The sequence below is a fragment of the Cupriavidus sp. Met-2 genome, from assembly GCF_049843575.1.
Lineage (GTDB): Bacteria > Pseudomonadota > Gammaproteobacteria > Burkholderiales > Burkholderiaceae > Cupriavidus > Cupriavidus metallidurans.
The window spans coordinates 213,818-233,210 of sequence record NZ_JBBHZL010000011.1; the positions used below are offsets into that span (position 1 = coordinate 213,818).

At 65.3% G+C, this 19,393-nt stretch carries 19 protein-coding genes; 4 read left to right on the forward strand and 15 right to left on the reverse strand.

The annotated features are described in order from the left end of the window. Nucleotides 1–94 precede the first annotated feature (94 nt). The 8 genes from WD006_RS22410 to WD006_RS22445 all read right to left on the reverse strand — a co-directional run bounded on the left by WD006_RS22410 (nucleotide 95) and on the right by WD006_RS22445 (nucleotide 9,619). A complete protein-coding gene (locus WD006_RS22410; protein WP_011518986.1) occupies nucleotides 95–1,171 on the reverse strand; it encodes an HAD family hydrolase in 1,077 nt (358 codons plus the stop codon). Nucleotides 1,172–1,234: 63 nt separating this feature from the next. Then, entirely contained in the window at nucleotides 1,235–2,461 is a 1,227-nt protein-coding gene (locus WD006_RS22415; protein ID WP_029309637.1) for a formylglycine-generating enzyme family protein, read from the reverse strand. 128 nt (nucleotides 2,462–2,589) lie between these two features. After that, nucleotides 2,590–3,681 (reverse strand): BatD family protein, encoded by a 1,092-nt coding sequence (locus WD006_RS22420; protein ID WP_029309636.1) that lies wholly within the window; start codon nucleotides 3,679–3,681, stop codon nucleotides 2,590–2,592. Next, entirely contained in the window at nucleotides 3,678–5,273 is a 1,596-nt protein-coding gene (locus tag WD006_RS22425; RefSeq protein WP_029309635.1) for a VWA domain-containing protein, read from the reverse strand. Before WD006_RS22425 ends, WD006_RS22420 begins: the two co-directional genes overlap by 4 nt. Then, a complete protein-coding gene (locus WD006_RS22430; RefSeq protein ID WP_029309634.1) occupies nucleotides 5,270–6,274 on the reverse strand; it encodes a vWA domain-containing protein in 1,005 nt (334 codons plus the stop codon). The genes WD006_RS22425 and WD006_RS22430 overlap by 4 nt, the downstream gene beginning before the upstream one ends. Further along, nucleotides 6,261–6,758, reverse strand: coding sequence for a DUF4381 domain-containing protein (locus tag WD006_RS22435; RefSeq protein ID WP_029309633.1), 498 nt, complete (start codon nucleotides 6,756–6,758; stop codon nucleotides 6,261–6,263). The genes WD006_RS22430 and WD006_RS22435 overlap by 14 nt, the downstream gene beginning before the upstream one ends. Nucleotides 6,759–6,901: 143 nt before the next feature. Beyond that, complete coding sequence (locus WD006_RS22440) at nucleotides 6,902–8,542, reverse strand: phage integrase family protein (protein ID WP_029309632.1); 1,641 nt, start codon at nucleotides 8,540–8,542, stop codon at nucleotides 6,902–6,904. Nucleotides 8,543–8,662: 120 nt separating this feature from the next. After that, nucleotides 8,663–9,619 carry a SphA family protein gene (locus WD006_RS22445; RefSeq protein WP_011518992.1) on the reverse strand — a complete coding sequence of 319 codons (957 nt, stop codon included), beginning with the start codon at nucleotides 9,617–9,619 and terminating at the stop codon, nucleotides 8,663–8,665. A 291-nt stretch (nucleotides 9,620–9,910) separates the two neighbouring features. Between WD006_RS22445 and serA the strand changes: the two genes are divergently transcribed. Next, nucleotides 9,911–11,116 carry a phosphoglycerate dehydrogenase gene (serA, locus tag WD006_RS22450; RefSeq protein ID WP_029309631.1) on the forward strand — a complete coding sequence of 402 codons (1,206 nt, stop codon included), beginning with the start codon at nucleotides 9,911–9,913 and terminating at the stop codon, nucleotides 11,114–11,116. A gap of 24 nt (nucleotides 11,117–11,140) precedes the next feature. Here serA and soxR read toward each other — a convergent pair whose 3' ends face one another. Continuing rightward, on the reverse strand, nucleotides 11,141–11,650 hold the full coding sequence (gene soxR, locus WD006_RS22455; RefSeq protein WP_011518994.1) for a redox-sensitive transcriptional activator SoxR: 510 nt from the start codon (nucleotides 11,648–11,650) through the stop codon (nucleotides 11,141–11,143). A gap of 122 nt (nucleotides 11,651–11,772) precedes the next feature. Here soxR and WD006_RS22460 point away from each other — a divergent pair, with 122 nt between their 5' ends. Together WD006_RS22460 and WD006_RS22465 are read left to right on the forward strand one after the other, a co-directional pair. Further along, complete coding sequence (locus tag WD006_RS22460; protein WP_011518995.1) at nucleotides 11,773–12,201, forward strand: RidA family protein; 429 nt, start codon at nucleotides 11,773–11,775, stop codon at nucleotides 12,199–12,201. A 102-nt stretch (nucleotides 12,202–12,303) separates the two neighbouring features. Then, complete coding sequence (locus WD006_RS22465; RefSeq protein ID WP_011518996.1) at nucleotides 12,304–12,771, forward strand: hypothetical protein; 468 nt, start codon at nucleotides 12,304–12,306, stop codon at nucleotides 12,769–12,771. Here WD006_RS22465 and WD006_RS22470 read toward each other — a convergent pair. From WD006_RS22470 to WD006_RS22480, 3 genes are all read right to left on the reverse strand, one after another. Further along, nucleotides 12,760–13,317 (reverse strand): hypothetical protein, encoded by a 558-nt coding sequence (locus tag WD006_RS22470; RefSeq protein WP_011518997.1) that lies wholly within the window; start codon nucleotides 13,315–13,317, stop codon nucleotides 12,760–12,762. The two genes, WD006_RS22465 and WD006_RS22470, sit on opposite strands and share 12 nt — an antisense overlap. Nucleotides 13,318–13,508: 191 nt before the next feature. Beyond that, entirely contained in the window at nucleotides 13,509–14,876 is a 1,368-nt protein-coding gene (locus WD006_RS22475) for an MFS transporter (protein WP_035833906.1), read from the reverse strand. A gap of 198 nt (nucleotides 14,877–15,074) precedes the next feature. Next, nucleotides 15,075–15,989, reverse strand: coding sequence for a LysR family transcriptional regulator (locus WD006_RS22480; protein WP_029309628.1), 915 nt, complete (start codon nucleotides 15,987–15,989; stop codon nucleotides 15,075–15,077). Between the two features lie 103 nt (nucleotides 15,990–16,092). On the opposite strand from WD006_RS22480, the gene WD006_RS22485 reads away from it, so the two are divergent. After that, on the forward strand, nucleotides 16,093–16,857 hold the full coding sequence (locus WD006_RS22485; protein WP_051723429.1) for an SDR family oxidoreductase: 765 nt from the start codon (nucleotides 16,093–16,095) through the stop codon (nucleotides 16,855–16,857). Between the two features lie 34 nt (nucleotides 16,858–16,891). Here WD006_RS22485 and WD006_RS22490 read toward each other — a convergent pair whose 3' ends face one another. From WD006_RS22490 to WD006_RS22500, 3 genes are all read right to left on the reverse strand, one after another. Next, complete coding sequence (locus WD006_RS22490; RefSeq protein ID WP_011519001.1) at nucleotides 16,892–17,305, reverse strand: hypothetical protein; 414 nt, start codon at nucleotides 17,303–17,305, stop codon at nucleotides 16,892–16,894. 105 nt (nucleotides 17,306–17,410) lie between these two features. Further along, nucleotides 17,411–17,992 carry a winged helix-turn-helix transcriptional regulator gene (locus WD006_RS22495; protein WP_011519002.1) on the reverse strand — a complete coding sequence of 194 codons (582 nt, stop codon included), beginning with the start codon at nucleotides 17,990–17,992 and terminating at the stop codon, nucleotides 17,411–17,413. A gap of 152 nt (nucleotides 17,993–18,144) precedes the next feature. Then, entirely contained in the window at nucleotides 18,145–19,302 is a 1,158-nt protein-coding gene (locus WD006_RS22500; RefSeq protein ID WP_011519003.1) for a porin, read from the reverse strand. Nucleotides 19,303–19,393: the final 91 nt, after the last annotated feature.

The window sequence follows — 19,393 nt, forward strand, 5'->3', positions numbered from 1 at the left end:
TGGTGTTGTGGTTTGTATTGTTCCGTCCGCGCTGGCAAGGCAACCCCAAGGGTCAACTGAAGTGTCAACCGAGGGGGCAGCCTGAAGGGGCATCTCACGGCTTCGCGGCAGGATAGATCTGAGCCCAGTCCTTCTGCATGCTGATGACGGTCCAGCCACGCGTCGTCGCTTCGTCAAGCGCCTTGTCGAGCTTGCCGATCTTCGACTGGCGATCGTAGGCGAACTCGCGCTGGGCATCGTCGTGGTGGACCAGCATGGCCAGGCGCGCGCCGGTGCCGGCCATCGTGTATTGCAGCATCTGCAGGTCGCCGTCGGAGTTGCCCACCGCCAGGATCGGCTGGCGGCCAATCTGGCGATAGATGCCGACCGGCTTGCCCGGGCCATCGTCGATGAAGTCGAGTTTCGGACCACGCATCAGCACCGGCTTGCCGTCGCGGACGTCATAAGTGATGGTCTGGGTCGAGCCAACCACCTGCTCGGGCGGAATCCCGTACACGCGCTCGGTCCAGGGACGCATGAACTCGATCGTGCCGCCGGAGACGATATACGTCTTGAAGCCGTTGGCCCGCAGGTACGACAGCAGTTCCAACTGCGGCTGGTAGACGAGGTCCGTGTAGCGCCGGTTGAGCTTTGGATGCCGCGCCGTATCGATCCATGCGCGAATCGTGCGGTCATACTCGTCGACGGTCATGCCGCTGTTCGCCGCCGTGATCAGGGGCAGCAACCGCTTTTCCTCGCGCATGAGCCCGGCCATGTCATTGGCCATCAGCGCCTTGAACGCCGGATTGTTCTTCCATTCCGGATGTGAAGGCGCTGCCGCCTTGACCTGATCGAGCAGGAAGAAGAACTGGAAATACAGCGGCTGCTCGCTCCACAGCGTGCCGTCGTTGTCGAACACGGCGATTCGTTCAGCCGGGGGCACATAGGTCGGCGAGCCCTGCTGCGTCACGTCGGCCACGAACTTGATGATCGTCTTGCGCGTGGCCCCATCGCGCCAGGACGGCAGTGCCGCCTCGGCATTGACGGCGGTCTGCGCCGATTCCTGCGTGCCGCCAGACTGCGGCGCGCTGGATGCGCATCCACCCAGCGTGGTGGCGGTGGCGCCAATGACAAGGGCCGCGACCGCGGTATTGATCCAGCGTCGCAACCACGGTGCGCGGGCATGTTCCATCAGGTTCTCTCCGGTTCAGTGCGTCTCTTGTATGTCTGCTTTGCGGCTTGCCGCTTCGATGCGTTATTTCTGCACGTTCTGCTGCCCGCCCGCGGCCATTGCCACGGCTGGCTGCTTGCGAACTTCTGCCCAACGGGCGTCATCCATCACGAGCCGGAAGCCGAGGTGCGACATGCTGGTGTACGGGTCGGTACCGCGCCGGGCACTCGGGCGGTAGCTGAGGCAGAAGTCCTCGTTGCAGAGGAACGAGCCACCGCGCGTGACCCGCTTCGGCGCCGACACCGGCACGCCAGGTTCGGTCGGGTCCCACGAATCGGTCGGGCCGGTCGGATTCTGCAGCACTGCCGCCACCGTGGCTTCGCGGCGGAACTGGTCCGCGCGATACCAGTCGGCCACCCACTGCCAGGCGTTGCCGGTCATGTCATAGAGCCCGTAGCCATTGCCCGGGAACGTGCCGACAGCACTGGTGCCAGCCGCGCCGCCCGCCTTGGCGCTGACCACCGGGAACGGCTGCACCTGCTGGCCCTGCCAGACATTCGCCATCTGCCGGCCATCCGGCGCGAACTTGTCACCCCAGGCGTAGGTGGCCTGCTCCAGGCCGCCACGGGCGGCAAACTCCCACTCGGCCTCGGTGGGCAGACGCTTGCCGGCCCACTTGGCGTACGCCTGCGCGTCTTCATACGAGACCTGCACGACGGGATGATTGTCCTTGCCTTCGATGGAACTGCCCGGGCCGGTCGGGTGACGCCAGTCCGCGCCAGGTACGAAGCGCCACCAGCGCCAGTATTCGCGCAGCGGCACCGGGCTGTTGGTGCCGACGAACACCATCCCGCCCGCGACCATCGCACTGTCAGGCGGGCGTGGCGTGCCGGCCGGAAGCTGAACCCTCAGCGTCTCCCAGTCCGGCTTGCGCTCCGCCGTGGTCAGGTAGCCCGTGGCCTCGACGAACTTGCGGAAGTCGGCATTGGTGACGTGGTGCTGATCCATCCAAAAGGCCTTGACCTGTACCTTGTGTGCCGGGCGCTCGTTGGCCTGGGACATCTTGTGGTCACTACCCATCAGGAATTCGCCGCCCGGGACATGCACCATGCCGGCCGGGCCGCTGACGCCGTCGCCCGCGCGAATCGACGCGGGGTCCACGCCCTGCCCATTGTGCCGGCTATACCAGACCGTGCCGGCTGCGCCCGCCCCGGCCATCCCTACGACCAATGTGCCCAGCCACATGCGCCGCCGCCACGATGACGGCGCCGCGCTCGCGGCCGCCGCTCTTTCCTGCTGTTTACGTGCCATCAGTGTTCCTTGCCCGGTGCAATCCTGAACTCGGGCAGTATGAGCATCCTGGCTCGGCGAAGGAATGCAATATTTTATTGACTGATCTGAATGATTTTTTACAAGATTCTTAATAGCGCTCAGACCGGTTATGGGTTGAGCGGTGGCAGCGGGCCACGCAACTCGCGCCAGGCGGCCTTCCAGGCCTTCCGTTGCGTATGCCACCAGGCCGGCATCCGCCCGCGCAGCCCGAACGCCGCCAGGGCGATCACGGCCAGCCCCACCAATCCAGCGAAGACCCTGCCGTCGAGCCAGGCCGGCCACCAGTCCTCCCCACTGAACGGGTCGCCGGTCGGCGCAAGACCCAGGCCCGCCCCAGCTCGGCCCACTTCCACGGTAATGGCCGGGGCCACAGACTCGGAAGGTTTGCCGCTGGCGGGGTCATACCATTTCACGGTCACCGCCGGCAGCGTGTGAGTGCCGCTGGACTCGAACACATAGGTCACGCGCTCCACGCGCCGCCCGCCCGGGGGCTCGCCGGCACCGGCCGCGCCATCGGATAGCTTCGGATCCGCCCTGAACAGCTTCACCCCGCCTGGCGCCTCGAGCACGGGCGGCTGGATCATCATGGCCGGCGCATTGGGCGCGACGATCGTGATCGTCCGGACCACGGCATCGCCTGCGCGCAGGTGAGCATCCTTGCCCGTGACCGGGCGATCGAACTGTTGCGTGATCTGGAGCGGTCCGGCCGGAAGCGTGCCGACATTTGCCTGCACGCCGGATGCCGCGCCCGGCGCACCACTTCCAACCTGCCCGCCGGCATGAATCACCGTGGGTGGCAACGTGACGCTGCCGGAGAGCGGCTTGCCGTCGCCACCCGCATAGGTAAACGGGATCTCCGGCTGCGGCAGCGTGAAATCGCCGGCGCTTTGCGGAGTCAGTACATAGGTCTTGGTGATCGCCGCATAGCTGACGCCGCCCAGCGTCTCGGTTGAGTTGACGGCGCGATCGTCGGGCATCGTGATCACGGCGCCAGCCACCTGAAGCGTCGGGAACACCGGCGCCGACATGAAGAAGTTCGGCGCCAGGATCGTCACCGAGATCTGGACGGACTGCCCAACCACTGCGGGACGCTGAGCACCGTTGCCGCCAACCTCGACGCGAACGATCGGCGCCGGCTCGGCCGCATGGGCCAGTGCCGCCATACAGAACGCGATCAGGGAAAGCAGGCGCGCGATCATGGCTTCCCCTGTTGTCTCTGCAGCGCGAACTTGCGCGCCAGCAGTTCCGTTGGAGACGTCTGAATCGCGCGCATCCACATCTCCGCGTTCTGCTGCGCGAGGCCTTTCTGCATCTTGTCACCGCCGGGAGGGGGCGATGGCGTCGAGGCGTCGTACTGGATCTGATCAGGCTTGATGTCTGGCGCCTCTTCGTCGTGCTTCTCGTTCTGCTTCTGGCGCTCGATCAACTCCTGCATCAGCGCCAGGTTCCGCTGCGCTGGCGCCCAGCCGGGCCGCTGCTGCAGTACCAGCCGGTACTGCGGGATGGCGTCCTGATACTTGCCCTGCTTCGCCAGCGCGTTACCCAGATTGAAATGCCCGTCCGGACTGCTGATGTGCTCGAACTCGCGCGCGGCCTCGGCAAACTTGCCTGCGCGGTACCACGACACGCCGCGCCACATCGGATCGTCGAATTGCGTCGCAGCCTCCGCGAACTTGCCCTGTTCGAACGCCCTCCGCCCCTGCTGGTCGTGCGTGAGCCAGAGATCGGCCATGCGCCATGCTCGCGGGGCGGTGGTGGATTGCGCCCGCAGATCGGCCTGCGGCGCAGCCAGCACCACGGCCGCGCCGATGCCGACGATCCAGCGGATCGTCCAGCCCTTGCGGAACCACAGCAGCGCCAGCAGCGCGATCGGAATCGTCAGGGGCCAGCCCACGTCGTGCCAGCGCACCGTGTCGGGCGATGCGGCCTGTTCCACGTGCTGCCGCACATGGCGCTGCACCCACGCCACGTCGGCATCGCCATCGGGGGTCAGCGTCGCAACGTCGATGTCCGCCGCACGCAGCGCGTGAAGCGTGGCTGAGTCCAGCCCCGGCGCGGTGCCATCGCGACCGCGCAGCGGACCGCCATCCGCTGTCCCGATGGCCAACACCACTACTTGCGTCCGTGCCGAGCGGGCGTAGGCATGAAGCGGCTCGACCGCCGCAGGCTCCACGCCATCGGTCAGCAACAGGATCGTTCCGGGAACGGTCTCCTTCTTCAGCGCTGCGTCGATGATCCGCACGGCCAGCACGGTGTCCTTGCCGGGCACCGGCATGATGCGGGTCTGCAGCGCATCGGCGAACGTCTGCAGCAGCGTCGGGTCATCGGTCAGCGGCAGTACCAGATGGGTCGAGCCTGCATACGCATAGATTGCCGTGCGCCCGCCGTCGCGCCGGGCCAGCAATGCCTTGATCTTGAGTTTGGCTCGCTCGAGCCGGGTCGGGGTCACGTCGATGGCGTCCATCGTCGGCGACAGGTCGACGGCAATGACCAGCGGTGCCTTGTCTGACGGAAACGGCGGCCGTTCGCGCTCCCAGGTCGGCCCCGCCAGCGCGATGGCGCCCAATGCCAGCAGCAAGGCCGACAGATGTACCGGGCGCAGCGCGCGCTTGCGGGTCTCTCCAACCACCAGCGCATTGAGCAGATGGGGCGCGATGACACCCCGCCAGCGTCGGCGAATATCGCCACGACGCCGCACGGCCCAGGGCAGCCAGATCGCCGCCAGCAGCACCAGCAGCCACCAGGGGCGCAGAAAATGGAATTCGGCCAGGGCCTCGAAGTACGCGCTCATGCCGTCGATTCCAACGCAGCCGCCCGCGCCAGCCAGCGCGCGTAGAGCGCCATCGCCAACTGGTAGCACAGCATCAGCAACACGGCGGCGCCAAGCGGCCACATGAACAACTCGCGGCGCGGCTGCCAGGTCAGTGTCTTCTCCCTGTGCGGCGTGACGCGGTCCAGCGTGGCGTAGATGGAGGCCAGGCTGGTTTGGTCAGCGCCAAAGAAGTACCGGCCTCCGGTGGTGCTGGCAATGTGCTTCAGCGCGTCCAGGTCGACCTTCTGCTCGCCGCTCGTGGCTGGGTCCCCGATGCCGACGGTATGGACCACCACGCCGCGCGTCTTCGCGATGTCGGCCGCCTGAGCCGGCGGCATCCGGCTGGCGGTGTCATTGCCGTCGGTCAGCAGAATCATCACCTTCTCCTGCGCGTGACTCTGGTCGAACATCTTGATACCGAGGCCGATGGCGTCACCGAGCGACGTGCTTGCCCCGGCCATGCCGGGCACCATGTCGGCCAGCAGTTCACGCACCAGTGCGTGGTCGAGCGTGAAAGGGGCCAGCGGATACGGGGCATCGCCAAAAACGATCAGCCCGATGCGATCACCGGTCCTGCGCGCCACGAAATCGGCCACCACCTGCCGCACGGCATCGACACGCGGCTCCAGGACGCCCGACGGGGTCTTGAAGTCGCGCGTGTCCATCGACTGTGACAGATCGAGCGCCAGCAGCAGATCGCGCACGGGCTGGGTCCGTTGCAGCGGCGGCTCGAGGTACTGCGGACGGGCCAGCGCGACGACTACCAGGCCCCATGCAATCGGCCCCAGCAGCAACTGGACGAGATTGCGCCGTGGCACGTGCGCCCCGAGCGCGGGCTTCAGGCCAGCGGCACTGGCAACCTCCCCGAAAAACGGCAAGCGGACCGACGCGCTTTCCTCGCGATATGGCGGCAGCCACCACCAGAGCAGCAACGGCAGCGGCAGGAGCGCGAACAGCCAGGGATATTCAAATGTGATCATCGCGCCCATCGTGCCGATAGCCAGCGATCCAGATCCGGCATGCGCCAAGGGTTGCCCGAAGCTGCGCCTCGGGCCACTGGGCCAGGGTAGCCGCGCCGCGATACTCGGCATCGTCGATCAGCGCCGCGAGAGCCGGTACCACATCGCCCGCGCTACCTGCATGGGTGTGCAGAAAATCGCGCCACGCCGGGCCAGACAGGGCCGCCACGGCGTGCCGGGGCCACTGGACCAATGCCAGCCGCTTGAGCAGCTCGGCCAGCGACAAGAGCAGCGTGGCCTGTTCGGCGCTATCCGCCGTCTGCTGCAAGGCAGTCAATTCCCTGAGCGCCGCCCGGCGGAAACGATTGGCGTACCAGCGTCGCGCGGTCCTCCAGGCCAGCCAGAGCACCCCGGCAAGCAGCACGACGCCAACCACGGCCCAGCCCACCGTCTGCGGCATCCACGACGGCGGCGTTGGCGTGACGATATCGATCAGTTCGTTCACGGCCCCACCCGTGTCATGCGAATGCTCCCTCTCGTGCGGATCGCCCGGAATTGGGGCAGGTTACGCTGAGTCGGGGGCTGACCGAAGTAAGATTTTTCGAGCGCCGGGCTGAACGAAATCGACGAAGGCCGGGTTGCCGGCCATCACGCGGCCAGCACGTACATTGACGTCGTGTCCAGGCTCGCATGACCAAGCTGCTGCTGCACGACCTCGAGCGCAACGCCTCGCGCCACTGCGTGCGCACCCGCCGTGTGCCGCATCCAGTGCGCGCTGGCCTGGGCCAGTTGCGCCGCATCATCCTCGCCCCCCGCCAAGGTGGCGGCCTGGGCGAAGTACCGCTTCCAGATCGCGCCGATCTGCGCGACCGACAGCGCATCACCCTCGTCACCAGTCTTGACGCGGCCAATCAGCGGCGTCGCAGCCGGCAGGCTTTCGAATCCGCGCCCAAGCCCACGCGCTGCCAGATGCCCACGCAGGGCATCGATCACCGCCTCGGGAAGTGGAATCTGGCGCGGCTTGGGGCCCGGCACCGCAAGCGTCCAGTGCCCGCTCCACGTCAGATGCCCGACTGTAGCCACCGCCTGCTCCGAGATACGCAGCCCCGAGGCATGTGCCAGATGCAGCATGAAGGTCAACCGAGCGGCACGCGGGTCGTCTGCGGGCAGACTCGACACATGACGCAGCAGGAAGCGCCACTGCGGCTCAGTGAAGCTGCGGGCAACCTGGATGCGAGGGGCGTCCCCGCCAGTCGGGAGGGACAACACCTCGAACGGGTTCGCGCGCGCATGGCCTTGCTCGATCAGACATCCATACAGCGTGCTGAGGATCTTTCGTGCGTGACGGATGCTGGCAGGCGAAAGCGGCCCTTCGAAAGGCCGCCAGTCATGGCGATCGCGCGGCGTGCCGCGCCGGCCCACCCACTGGGCGGACGGTTGCGGATCAGCAAGGAACGCGATGTAGGCGGCGCCATCCTCGGCCGTCACCGTCGCCAGGGACTTGCCTCGCGCGTGCAGGGTCCATAGCAGGAACCGCTCGGCCTGCGTCCGGTAGGCGCGCCAGGTGTGCCCGCCTTCCGGCTGATAGCCGCCCAGCCAGCCCTGAATCGCCCTGACATCGGCGCGCGCACCCGGCGCGCGCAGCGACTCGAGCGGCCCCGGCGCCAATACCGCAGCCATCGCGCCGATATGGACGCCCTGCTCCTGCAACCAGCTCTCCACCTGCCGCGCGGTCCGCGCGCCGATGCCGGGTACGCGCCGGTACCAGCTTTGTCCGCCCGCGCCCACGGCAGCCTGCAATGCGCCCAGTGTCTGCCAGCCGGCATCGGCCAGCTTTGCGGCGATGGCCGGGGCGAGCCAGCCACTCACCGCATCGGCTGCAGTGGGGCGCGTCAGCAGCATCGGCTGGAGCGCGTCAAGCGCCCGCAGCAGCCTGCGCTGGCGGGTCTGCCTGGCTGTGACGGATTCCCCGGCCGGTGCATGAATCAGGGCCAGCCACGCCGACTCGGTGAGCATCCGCTCCTGGCCGCTGCCACCGGATCGCGGACGGGTAGCCAGACGCCTGACGCCTCGCGCCAGCGCTTCTTCGATCCAGAGAAGCTGGGAACGGACCAGGCGCAGATCGAGACCGTTGTCCAGATAGCGGTCGGCCAGACGCCCGAGGTCCAGCCCCTGCAGGTACCCACGGTAGAACGCGAAATCATTGGGGCCAAGCGCGCGGCCGGGGGTGACCGGCGGGCGCTGACGCCGGCGTGCCGGCGGGGCAATACGGGGTACGGCTTGAGGCAAGGCGGTAAGACGTAAACGACAAAGGGCGCGATGATACCGCGAGTCGCGGTGCCATCACGCACCCAGTACCTTGCCAGGCGGGCCCCTTCATCCAAGGGCAACCCGCGAACACGCCGCGCCTCAGAACACCAGCGTCGCGCTCCCCATCACCGTCGCCGTGCTGTCCAGACGGTTCTTGCTGGCGACGGTCGGCACCCAGCGCAGGGAGAGGGACAGCGGTGCCTTGCCGCCGAGTTTGGTGTCGTAGGTCACGATCGGGCCCATGGCGAAGTCACGCCCACGGAATCCGTTCAGGCGATCCGCAATCGGACCGCTGTCGTTGCCCAACTGCTGCACGGTGCCCATCACGATGCCAGCGCCCCACTTGCCGAATTTCTTCACGCCCATCACGTCGAGCGTGAACAGCGGCGCATTCTGATAGTCGGTAGCGGTGTTCCGCGTATAGAACTGGAAAGCCCCCACCGCATTGAATTCGAGCCCGTATTCCGGCATCAGATGCGTAAATGCAATCTGCGGCACGAAGGTCCAGTTGTTCAGGCTCGGGTTAGCCAGCGCATTCTTGTCGTACTGGCCCGTGGGTGCCCACACATTGAAGCTCAGCGCCATATGGCTGGTCTTCGAGAAGTGATAGCCCGCGATGATCGGGCTGAAGTACATGTCGTACAGATTGGAGGCCCGATCCGATGTCCCACGCGAGAAGTTGCCAATACCGGCAGTCGTATGGACCGACATCCAGACGTAGGGCAGCGTAAAGCTCGAGGCAAAATTCCACGCCCCACCGCCGGTATCCCAGACCTTCATCAGCGTGGCCAGCGTGAAGGCGACCTTCGCGTCGAGACCGATCGAGGTCTTGCCGGCGATCGGCACTTCCCGGCCGCCAGTGATCGATCCGTCCATGTAAAGCTGTTGCAAATTTGCAATCCAGACCGGCTCGGACGGGATAACGGCCACATTGGGCGACACACTCGTGCCGGTCACGGGGCGACCCAGTGCGCCTTCCGTGGCGTGACATGCCAGCGGAGCCAGTAGCCCTCCCGCTGCCACGGCAGTCAGGACGGCCGATTGCGCGCGCTTCATTCTTGTTTCCTTTTGACGATGACAATGCGCCCCTCCCGGCGCAGAAGCTGCATCGTCTCAGATTCCTCCCGGGTCCGAATTCAGCTTTCTAATCTCACGAGTTGAATGTTTTCGCTGTCCCGACTCCTCCGGGGGCCCTGAGTCCTGGCGGAATCGCTTTGATCCCCTTGCCCACGTCAACAGCACGGGTAAGCGTCGGTGGTAAGGTGTGCCCATGCGCGTCCCGCATATCGCATATTGCATAGGGACGCCCCGTGCCTTTCCAACTCTCCTGCATTCAGCCCGACCATCATGGCCAGCGCCCTGCTTCTCGAGAACATCCACGCCAGCGCCCAGCAGTTGCTGGGCCGCCACCAGATCGACCTCGCCACCCAGGGCAAGGCCCTGGCCGGCGACGCGCTGCTTGCCGCCGTGCGCGATCACGAACTGCTGGGCATTCGCTCGGCTACCACCCTGACAGCCGAAGCGTTCGCCAAGGCGCAGCGGCTGCTCACGGTCGGCTGCTTCTGCATCGGCACGTCCCAAGTGGACCTGGGCGCGGCTGCCCATGCCGGCATCCCGGTTTTCAATGCGCCGTTTTCGAACACACGTTCCGTGGCCGAGCTGGTCATCGGCCAGGCCATCATGCTGATGCGGCGCATCCCGGAAAAGAGCCGCGCCGCCCACAGCGGCCAATGGCAGAAAACCGCCAAGGGCGCCTTCGAGATCCGGGGCAAGACCATGGCGGTGATCGGCTATGGGAACATCGGCGCGCAGGTCGGCATCCTGGCCGAGGCGATGGGGATGCGCGTGGTGTTCTACGACATCCGCCCCCGCCTGTCGATCGGAGGCGCCATGCCGGTGCACTCGCTCGAAGATGCCCTGTCGCAGGCCGACGTGGTGACGCTGCACGTCCCCGCCACGCCGCAGACACGCAACCTGATGGATGCCAAGGCACTGGCTGCCATGCGACATGGCAGCATCCTGATCAATGCCTCGCGCGGCACCGTGGTGGATATCCCGGCGCTGGCGCAATTGCTGGACAACGGGCAACTGGCCGGCGCGGCCATCGACGTGTTCCCGGAAGAGCCGCGCAGTAACGCCGATCCGTTCGTCTCGCCGCTGCAGGGCAAGCCGAATGTCATCCTGACGCCCCATGTCGGCGGCAGCACCGAGGAGGCGCAGGAGAACATCGGCGTGGAAGTGGCGACCAAGCTGGTCAACTTTCTCGAAACCGGCGCGACCCTGGGCGCGGTGAACCTGCCCCAGATTCAGCCAGCGCCGCAACAGGCTCCAGCCCGCGTGCTCAACATCCACTACAACCGGCCGGGCACGCTGTCGCACTTCAACCAGGCGCTGGCCGAGATCGGCGCGAATATCGTCGCCCAGCAACTGCAGACCGAGGGCGATATTGGCTACGCGATTACCGACATCAGCCTGGTGCCGCCTGCCGGCTGGGCGGAGGCGCTGATGAAGGATGACGCCTTCATTCGCACCCGGGTGATCGTGGCGCCCTGACCGGCGGCTCCATCGCCGCGCTGGTCATCGCGCCTTGCCCGATTTCCGGTGCTCACAGGGCCCGGCCCCGAAATGCGGGCCGGGCCCTTCTTCCGCCAGCGCGTCCTGCGGATTGCGCAACGGACATTCCTTCAGGGACAGACACCCGCATCCGATACAGCCATCGAGCTGATCGCGGAGTTGGGTCAGCGTGCGGATGCGCGCGTCCAGATCCGCGCGCCATACGGCCGAGAGCCGTCGCCAATCCGCAACCGTCGGCGCCTTGTCATCCGGCAGGCGGCTGAACGCTTCGGCAATCACGGACAGCGGCAAGCCCATGCGCTGGGCCACCCGTATGACCGCAAGGCGCCGCAGTATCCCGCGCGGATACCGGCGCTGGTTGCCGGCACTTCGTGTGCTGCAGATCAATCCCTTCGATTCATAGAAATGCAGCGCGGACACCGCGACGCCGCTACGCGCGGCAACTTCACCAACGGTGAGCGGATCGCCGGATCGCAACGGGTGGTCTTCCTGATCTTCGAGGGCGCGTTTCATGGTGGTGGAAAGCTGGTCACGGACGATGCGCCATCGTAGCGTGAAAACTCGCCAACAAACAGCTTGACCTCAAGCGCACTTGAGGTTTGATACTGGCGCGACTTTCCACTGAGGACCTTGCCATGCTGCTCGAACCGCCCCGCGCTCCCTATCTCCAGTTCATGAATCCTCCCGATCTGTACGATCCCAAGCTCAACGGCTATTCGCATGTGGCTGTGGCGACGCGCCCGGCAAGAATCATTTTCGCGGCCGGGCAAGGCGGGGAAGACATGATCGGCGGCTTGCGTGCCGGCTTCCAGGAGCAGGTGAAACAGGCGCTTGCCAACCTGCGCGTCGCGCTGCAGGCCGGCGGCGCCGACATTCCTGATATCGCAAAGATCACCGTGCTCATCGTCGACCATTCGATGGACCGTCTGGCGATCTTCAGCCGCGCGTGGCAAGCCATGCTCGGTGACTGGCCGGCCCCCGCCTGCACGCTAATCCCGGTGCCGCGACTGGCGCTGGACGGCATGTTGTTCGAGATCGAGGCCACCGCTGTATTGCCGGAGTAAGAGGACTGCCACGAAGAGGACTGCCGGGCGCAAGATTCGTACCCCGAGCGAACCGGGCGTGCGTCACCTACAGTAGGTGGAGATGCAACGGAGACGTACGTCATGGAAGCACTGACCACTGCACTGGCGCGGCTAAGCCTCCGTGCCAGGCGGTGCGCGGAATCGTTGGCAGCCGTGGCCGCGGTGGCTACGGAACCTCAGTGGCGTGCCGAGCTGGCGCATCGCGCCAACCTGCAGCATTGCGCGGCCGCGGAACTGGCGGCACGTGCCGGCATCCCTGACGAGGATGCCGACGACCCTCCGGTCAGTCTTCGGGAGATTCCGCCCTTCCTCGCCGGCAAACAGGGTCTGATCGATTTCGCAGCGCAGCAGGCAGCGCGCGCTGCCGCCGCGTACGGCGACTTGCTACGCGAACCACTGGATGACGTAGAGTTGCGCCTGCTGCTGGCGCACTACTATCGTGGCGCAACGGAACTGCAGCGCCTACTCGAACAACGCGCGATGGATGATGTCGAGCGCTCTCATGGCGATGAGCGCGCGGCCCATGCAACGCCTCCGCTACATCGTTAAGGCGCCGGGTGGCGGCAAGGCCGCTGGTTGCAGCGCCGCCTGGGTCTTCGCGGTCAACTCCTGCTGCGGCAAATAGGGACGAATAACCAGCGCCACGTAGTCCTGGTCGTCCGGCGAGACCACCAGATACACCAGCCCCGAGATCACCAGTGCCACCTCGCCGATCTGCTCGGCGATGCGCGCGGCCACGAAGTACTGCAGCAATGTCTGGTCGATGGTCGAGTCGATGGCCTGGGCCGCCGTGGAAATCGTCTGCAGGCATTGCTCGCCGGTCTGGCACACCACAATCACTTCATCGATTGCATAGCCGGTCGGCGCCCCGCGCACCATCACCGAAATTCCCTCGCTGGTCTTGGCCCGATGCCAGCCCGGCTTGGCATGAAAATCCGGCAGGACCATCTTTGCCCCGGCCTCATGGGCAACGGCGTTGAACTGCTGGGCAAAATCGTGAGGACTGATGGCAAGCAACTGCCGTTCGACAGGCGTGGAGGACACGGCCACGGACGCGGCCACGCTCGCGCTGACCAGAATGGCGGCTAGATTCATCGCTACCTCCCTCGCACGCGCGCCAGCAGGAGGCACGGCGCCGCCAGCCGGTCACGATGCACGCCATGTCTGGGCGACAGGCGTTCCTGCCTCTGGCGGGCGGTTGGACGTCCCAGGCGAGACATTGTCCCGATATGTGGTCCCCTTCAGGACCACTATAGGCGGCGGAGACGTCCGGCGATATGCCCCGGCTACTTTCTGGCGGTTTGCATCGCGGCGCTATCGGCACTCTGCGGCGTCACCAGCCGCAGCCCACTGGCAACAGCCGCCGCACCCGCGAATCCTGCGCCGAGTGCCAGCGCAAGCGTCGGGCCGTGGCTGTCGGCAATGCTGTACGACAACGCCACCAGCGCAGCGCCCGTGGCCTGACCAAGCAGCCGTGCCGTGGCCACCACTCCGCTGGCGCCGCCGGCACGCTCGCGCGGCGCGCTTGCCATCAGCGCCTTGAGGTTGGGTGACTGGAAGAAGCCAAAACCAGCGCCACAGATCGCCATGCGGATACCGATATTGAGGACGCTGGCGTCAGCCGGCATCAGCGCCAGCGATGCCATGCCCACGGACATGATCGCCAGACCGATACCGCCGAGCAGCCCCGGCGGATAGCGATCCGAAAGGCGGCCCGCGATCGGCGCCATCAGCGCCACCACGGCGGACCACGGCGTGAGCAGGAACCCGGTTTCCACCGGACTGCGACCCAGGACATGCTCGAAATAGAACGGCAACGACACAAAGGCCAGCCCTTGCGCCGCAAACGAGCAGATTGCCGTCAGCGTCGAGAGCGCGAACATCGGCCGCTTGAACAGATCCACCGGCAACATCGGGGCCGGGTGACCACGCTCGCGGCGCAGCAGCAATATGAACGCAATGACGAACACGATGGCAGCGGCCACCACGTATTCGGCCGGCGCGCGCTGGACGCCTTCGCCCAATGCAAAGATCAGTGAGGCAAACGTGATGACGTTAAGAATTGCCGCCACCGGGTCGAAACCATGGTCGCTACGCTTGGTCTTCGGCAGCGACGGAATGGCGATCGCCAGCGCAAGCAGCCCGATCGGCAGGTTCACCGCGAACAGCCACGGCCACGATCCGAACGACAGGATGACCGATGCCACGGTGGGCCCGACCGCGAAGGACACCCCCACCACCAGCGCATTGAGCCCGACACCTCGGCCAAGGCGGTGAATCGGAAAGATGGCGCTGATCAGGGCAGTGTTCACGCTCATGATCGCCGAGGCGCCGATGCCCTGAAGCGCGCGAGCGGCGGCCAGCGATGGCAGCGACCACGCCATCGCGCAGATCACCGACGAGACGATAAACACCACCACGCCGGCGAGATAGATCCGCCGATGGCCAAGAATGCCGCCGAGCGCCGCGAACGGCAGCAGCGTCGCCACCATGGCCAGCTGGTAAGCGTTGATGATCCACACGGAAGCGGCCGGTGTGCTGTTCAGGTCGGCCGCGATATTGGGCAGCGCCGTGTTCGCGATTGCCGTGTCGAGCGTGGCCAGCGAGACCGCGATCATGATGGCGGCCATGCCGCGCTTCTCGCGCGCGGTCATCGGGGTGTCAAGGGGCGCGGCGGCGGAGGCTGGCTGGCTGGCGTTGTTCTGCACGGTGTCGAACGGGAGCGAGTGTCGGAAACGGCGATTTCGTTGCAACGTCAACTATCGCCAAGTCGCAACAATACGGGAAAACGCCAAGGTCTGCTGGACTCGCTTCAACGCGCGGTTGACTGATGTCTGGCAAGTATCGCCCGTTCAGTCGACTTCTACGCCGTTCTTTCCACGATGTTTTGCGAACTCCGCCGAAACCCAGTCGAGAAACACTCTCACTCGCTGCGACAACTGACGACTCCGGGGATACAGCAGCGATACCGACATCGTCGGTGGGGGAATTTCCGACAACACGCTGACCAACGTGCCTCGGAGCAAATCCTCCTCGACGTGGTAGCGCGGCACCTGAATCAATCCGAGGCCGAGCCGACATGCCGCCACCAGGCTTTCCGCGCCGCTCACCGACACCGGCGCCGGCAGCATGACCTCGCTGCGTACCCCACCGGTCATGAATTCGAGCGGCAGTAGACCACCGGTTAGCGTGGAGCGGAACCCGACCATCCTGTGGTCGCCAAGCGACTCGATCGACACTGGACTGCCATGCCGCGCAAGGTACGGGGGAGCGGCGAGCGTGAGTTGCGCCAGTCGGGCCACGCGTCTGGCCACCATTTCGCTGTCCTGCGGTTCGCCAACGCGGAGCACGCAGTCGATGCCCTCCCGGACGAGATCGACCAAACGATCGCCCTCGCTGATTTGCAGCGTAATGCCCGGGTGCTGTGCCAGAAATGCCGGCAAGGCCGGAAACAGGAAGCGGCGCGCGAGTTGCCCTTGCACGTCGACCCGCAGCACGCCTTTAGGTGAAGTGCCCGCGAATGCCGCCTCTGCCTCCTCGAAATCCGCCAGCAGCCGCAGACAGCGCTGGAAATAGGCTTCGCCGTCGAGCGTCGGGCTCACGTGGCGTGTCGTCCGCTGCAGTAATCGCACGCCAAGCCGCGATTCCAGTTGTTTGACTGCGTCAGTCACCGACGACCGTGGCAAGTCCAGGTCCTTGGCCGCAGCGGTGAAACTGCGCCGCTCCACGATTCGCGTGAACACGCGCATGGCGTCGATCCGGTCCATATTGTTCGGATTTTCGAATATTGATGCCGAATTCTGCCTGTTTATCTAGCATGGCGTAAGGTCTATCGTTCCCTCACCGATTCAGTTCATTCGAGGAAATGCCATGACTACAGACCACTCGCAGCCGTCGCAGGGGGAATCACAAAAGGTCGCCATCGTTACCGGCGCATCACGCGGCATCGGCGCCGCCATTTCGGCGCGGCTGGCCCGCGACGGCTTCGCGGTCGTCATCAACTATGCGAACGGCGCGGACACCGCCGGGGATCTGCGTCGCAAGCTCGAAGCAAGTGGCGGCAGGGCCATGACCTTCCAGGCCGATGTCAGCGATGCCAGCGCGGTCGCCCGCATGTTCGATGCAGCCGAGGCAACGTTCGACGGCGTCGACGTTGTCGTTAACAACGCGGGCGTGATGGTGCTCGACACAATTGCAGCGTCTGACGACGCAGCATTCGAGCGCGTGATGAACATCAATCTGAAAGGGGCTTTCCACACCATGCGCGAGGCTGCCCGCCGCCTGCGCCATGGCGGCCGGATCATCAATCTCTCGTCCAGCGTCATTGGTTTGCGCATGGAGCGCTATGGCATCTACGCGGCCTCGAAGGCGGCGGTGGAAGCGATGACCGCCGTATTGAGCAAGGAGATGCGCGGCCGCGCCATTACCGTCAATGCGGTGGCACCCGGGCCGACCGCCACCGACCTGTTCCTCGACGGCAAATCACCTGAAACGATCGAACGGCTCGCGAAGCTCAATCCGCTCGAACGACTGGGCACACCTGAAGATATAACGGCAACGGTGGCATTCCTGGCCAGCCCCGATGGAGCCTGGATCAATGGCCAGGTGTTACGCGCGAATGGGGGAATGGTCTAGCGGCCGCGCAGGTGCACAGGTGCGCAGTGCCCGTTCAATAGTACGGGCCGTAGCGCATCTGCACGTCATCGACGTGGTTGGTGCGCAAGTTGAAGAGGCACGTATAGCGGAACGACATGCTCTCCTCGGTCCCATCTGGCTCGAACGTGCCCTCGCCGCTCACGCCGGCTTGCGAGGCGGATTGCTGATAGATCCGCTCGCGGTCCGGCATCATCATCACGCTGCCCGGCTGCGGATATCGATTCTTGACGGCGTTAGCGACCATCTTCTCGCAGGCGTTGCCAGCGGCTTCCATCTGCGCCCGACTGACGCCGCCATAGTTTCCGGCAGGAGGCGCCACGCTTGTGGGCGGCGTGCGTTGTGGCGGGGTGGGAGGAGGCATTGGTGTGCTGGTGCAGGCTGCGAGCAACGCGGCCAGGGCCAGGCACGGATAGGAAAGACGTGGCATCAGGTCGTATCCGGAGTCGGCGGAAAAAACCGTCGGAAGACGGGTGCTATGCCTTGGACTCTATGTCAGAAATGCTCTCGGAGCAACCTGGAAGGCACTGGCGCGTCACGCAACCTTGCCGGCTTCCTGCGCCAGAGGGGCTGCCGGGGCTGTCGGAGCCGCCGTTGTCATATGAGAGGTCGCGGACGAAAGCCTCGCGCGCGTGGACTCATCGGCCGCCGGCCCTGCCCTGAGCACATGGCGCCTGCCCATCTGCAGCGGCTCGCCGTTCTCGGTATCCACCAGCATCGGTTCCACCACCTTGCCGGTTTCGCGATCGACGATCTGGACACTGGGCCCTTCCGGCGCGAAGTTGCGATTGCCCCAGGCCAGCAGCGCCAGCAATACCGGGCGGAAATCCCGTCCGCAATCGGTCAGCACGTACTCGTAGCGCGGCGGGCGCTCCGAATACTGGCGCTTTTCCAGCAGGCCTTCCTCGACCAGCCCGTTGAGCCGGCGCGTCAGCATATTCGGCGCGATATCGAGGTTTCGCTGGAACTCGTCGAAGCGCTTCGTGCCATAGAACGCATCGCGCAGAATCAGAATGCTCCACCATTCGCCCACACGCTCGAGGCTGCGGGCGATCGGGCATTGCATATTGCGGAAAGTCTTGCGTTGCATATCGTCCGGACCGTTTGGCGAAAACATGATGATGATACCTACGTTCGGCAACGTCGGACGATCTGGAATGGTGGCAACAAACGCAACGCAACAAACAAAAACGGCGCCGCAACATCCATTGCGGCGCCAGAATACCTGCGCGGAGTGGAGTGCCGCGCAGGCCCTCGCTTTCAGTTGGATCAGAAGATGTGGCGCAGACCCAGTGAAACGCCCAACTGACCGCTGGCATCAGGCGTCTTGTAATAGACCTGCGAGGTCGACGGCAGATACCCCACCGACTGACCGTTCGGCAAATACGAGATGTTGTCCCAGTTCAGCGACGCGTTGCGTGCATACATCACCGCGAAGAAGACATCCGTGCGTTTGGAAAGGTTGTAGTCGGCCAGCGCCAGGTACTGCTGAGGATTCTTCGGGTTGACGTGCTGCCCAGCGATCGTCGCGTCCTTGATGTCGTCGTAGTAGTACGCCGCGGTCAGGCGCAGCGCGGCCGTGGCGTCCCAGGACACGCCGGCCCAGTACATGTTGTCGCGATGCGGCAATAGCGTCGGCGTGCCGGTCGACGGCGCCACCGAGTTGCCCCAGCGATAGCCGGCGACCATCTTCACCAGTCCGAGACGGTAGCTGCCCGCGACCATCGCGCGCATGTCGCGGCCGTAGTCGTTCGAACCCGATGCGCCCGTTGCCTGTGCGGTATTCAACGTCTTGACTTCGTCATAGGCCGCCGCGACACCGAATGGACCAGACTGGTAGGACGCGCCGATACCGTACGCCGAACCGGCCGCGAACGTACCGGTGCGCTCGCCGAACGACCAGTGCGTCATCAGCGAAACCGGGCCGAACGTGCCCTGGTACTGGACCATGTTGTTTTCGCGGAAGTTCGCCCCGGCAATGCCGACCACGGGCTCGAACTCGGGCGCGTACGCCGCCGGCGTGAAGCTACCCATGATCAGGAATGCTGACGTGTACTGGCGGCCAAACGTCAGCTTCCCCCACTGGTTCTGCAGACCCAGGTAAGCCTGACGGCCGAACAGCAGGCCGCCGTTACCCATCTGTCCGTTGTCGGTATTGAACTGGTTCTCCAGCACGAACAGGCTCTGGAGCCCGCCGCCAAGATCTTCGATACCGCGCAGGCCGAAACGCGACTGCGCGATGCCCGACGAGTTCATGAACACGTCCGACCCGCTGCCCGGTGCCAGCACGCCGTTGTTGGTGTTCTGCACGTGGTTGACGTACTGGATGCTCGTCGTCACAACGCCATAGAGCGTCACGGACGATTGTGCCTGCGCCCCTTGCGCAAGCAGGCCGCCGGCGATGGCGGCGAACAGCGTCTTCTTCATGTTTTGGGATCCCCGTCCTCTGGTGTGGTGGCCCATGACTCCGGTTCCTCCGACCCGGTGCCCTGAGGTGCAATCTTGCGATCACGTCACG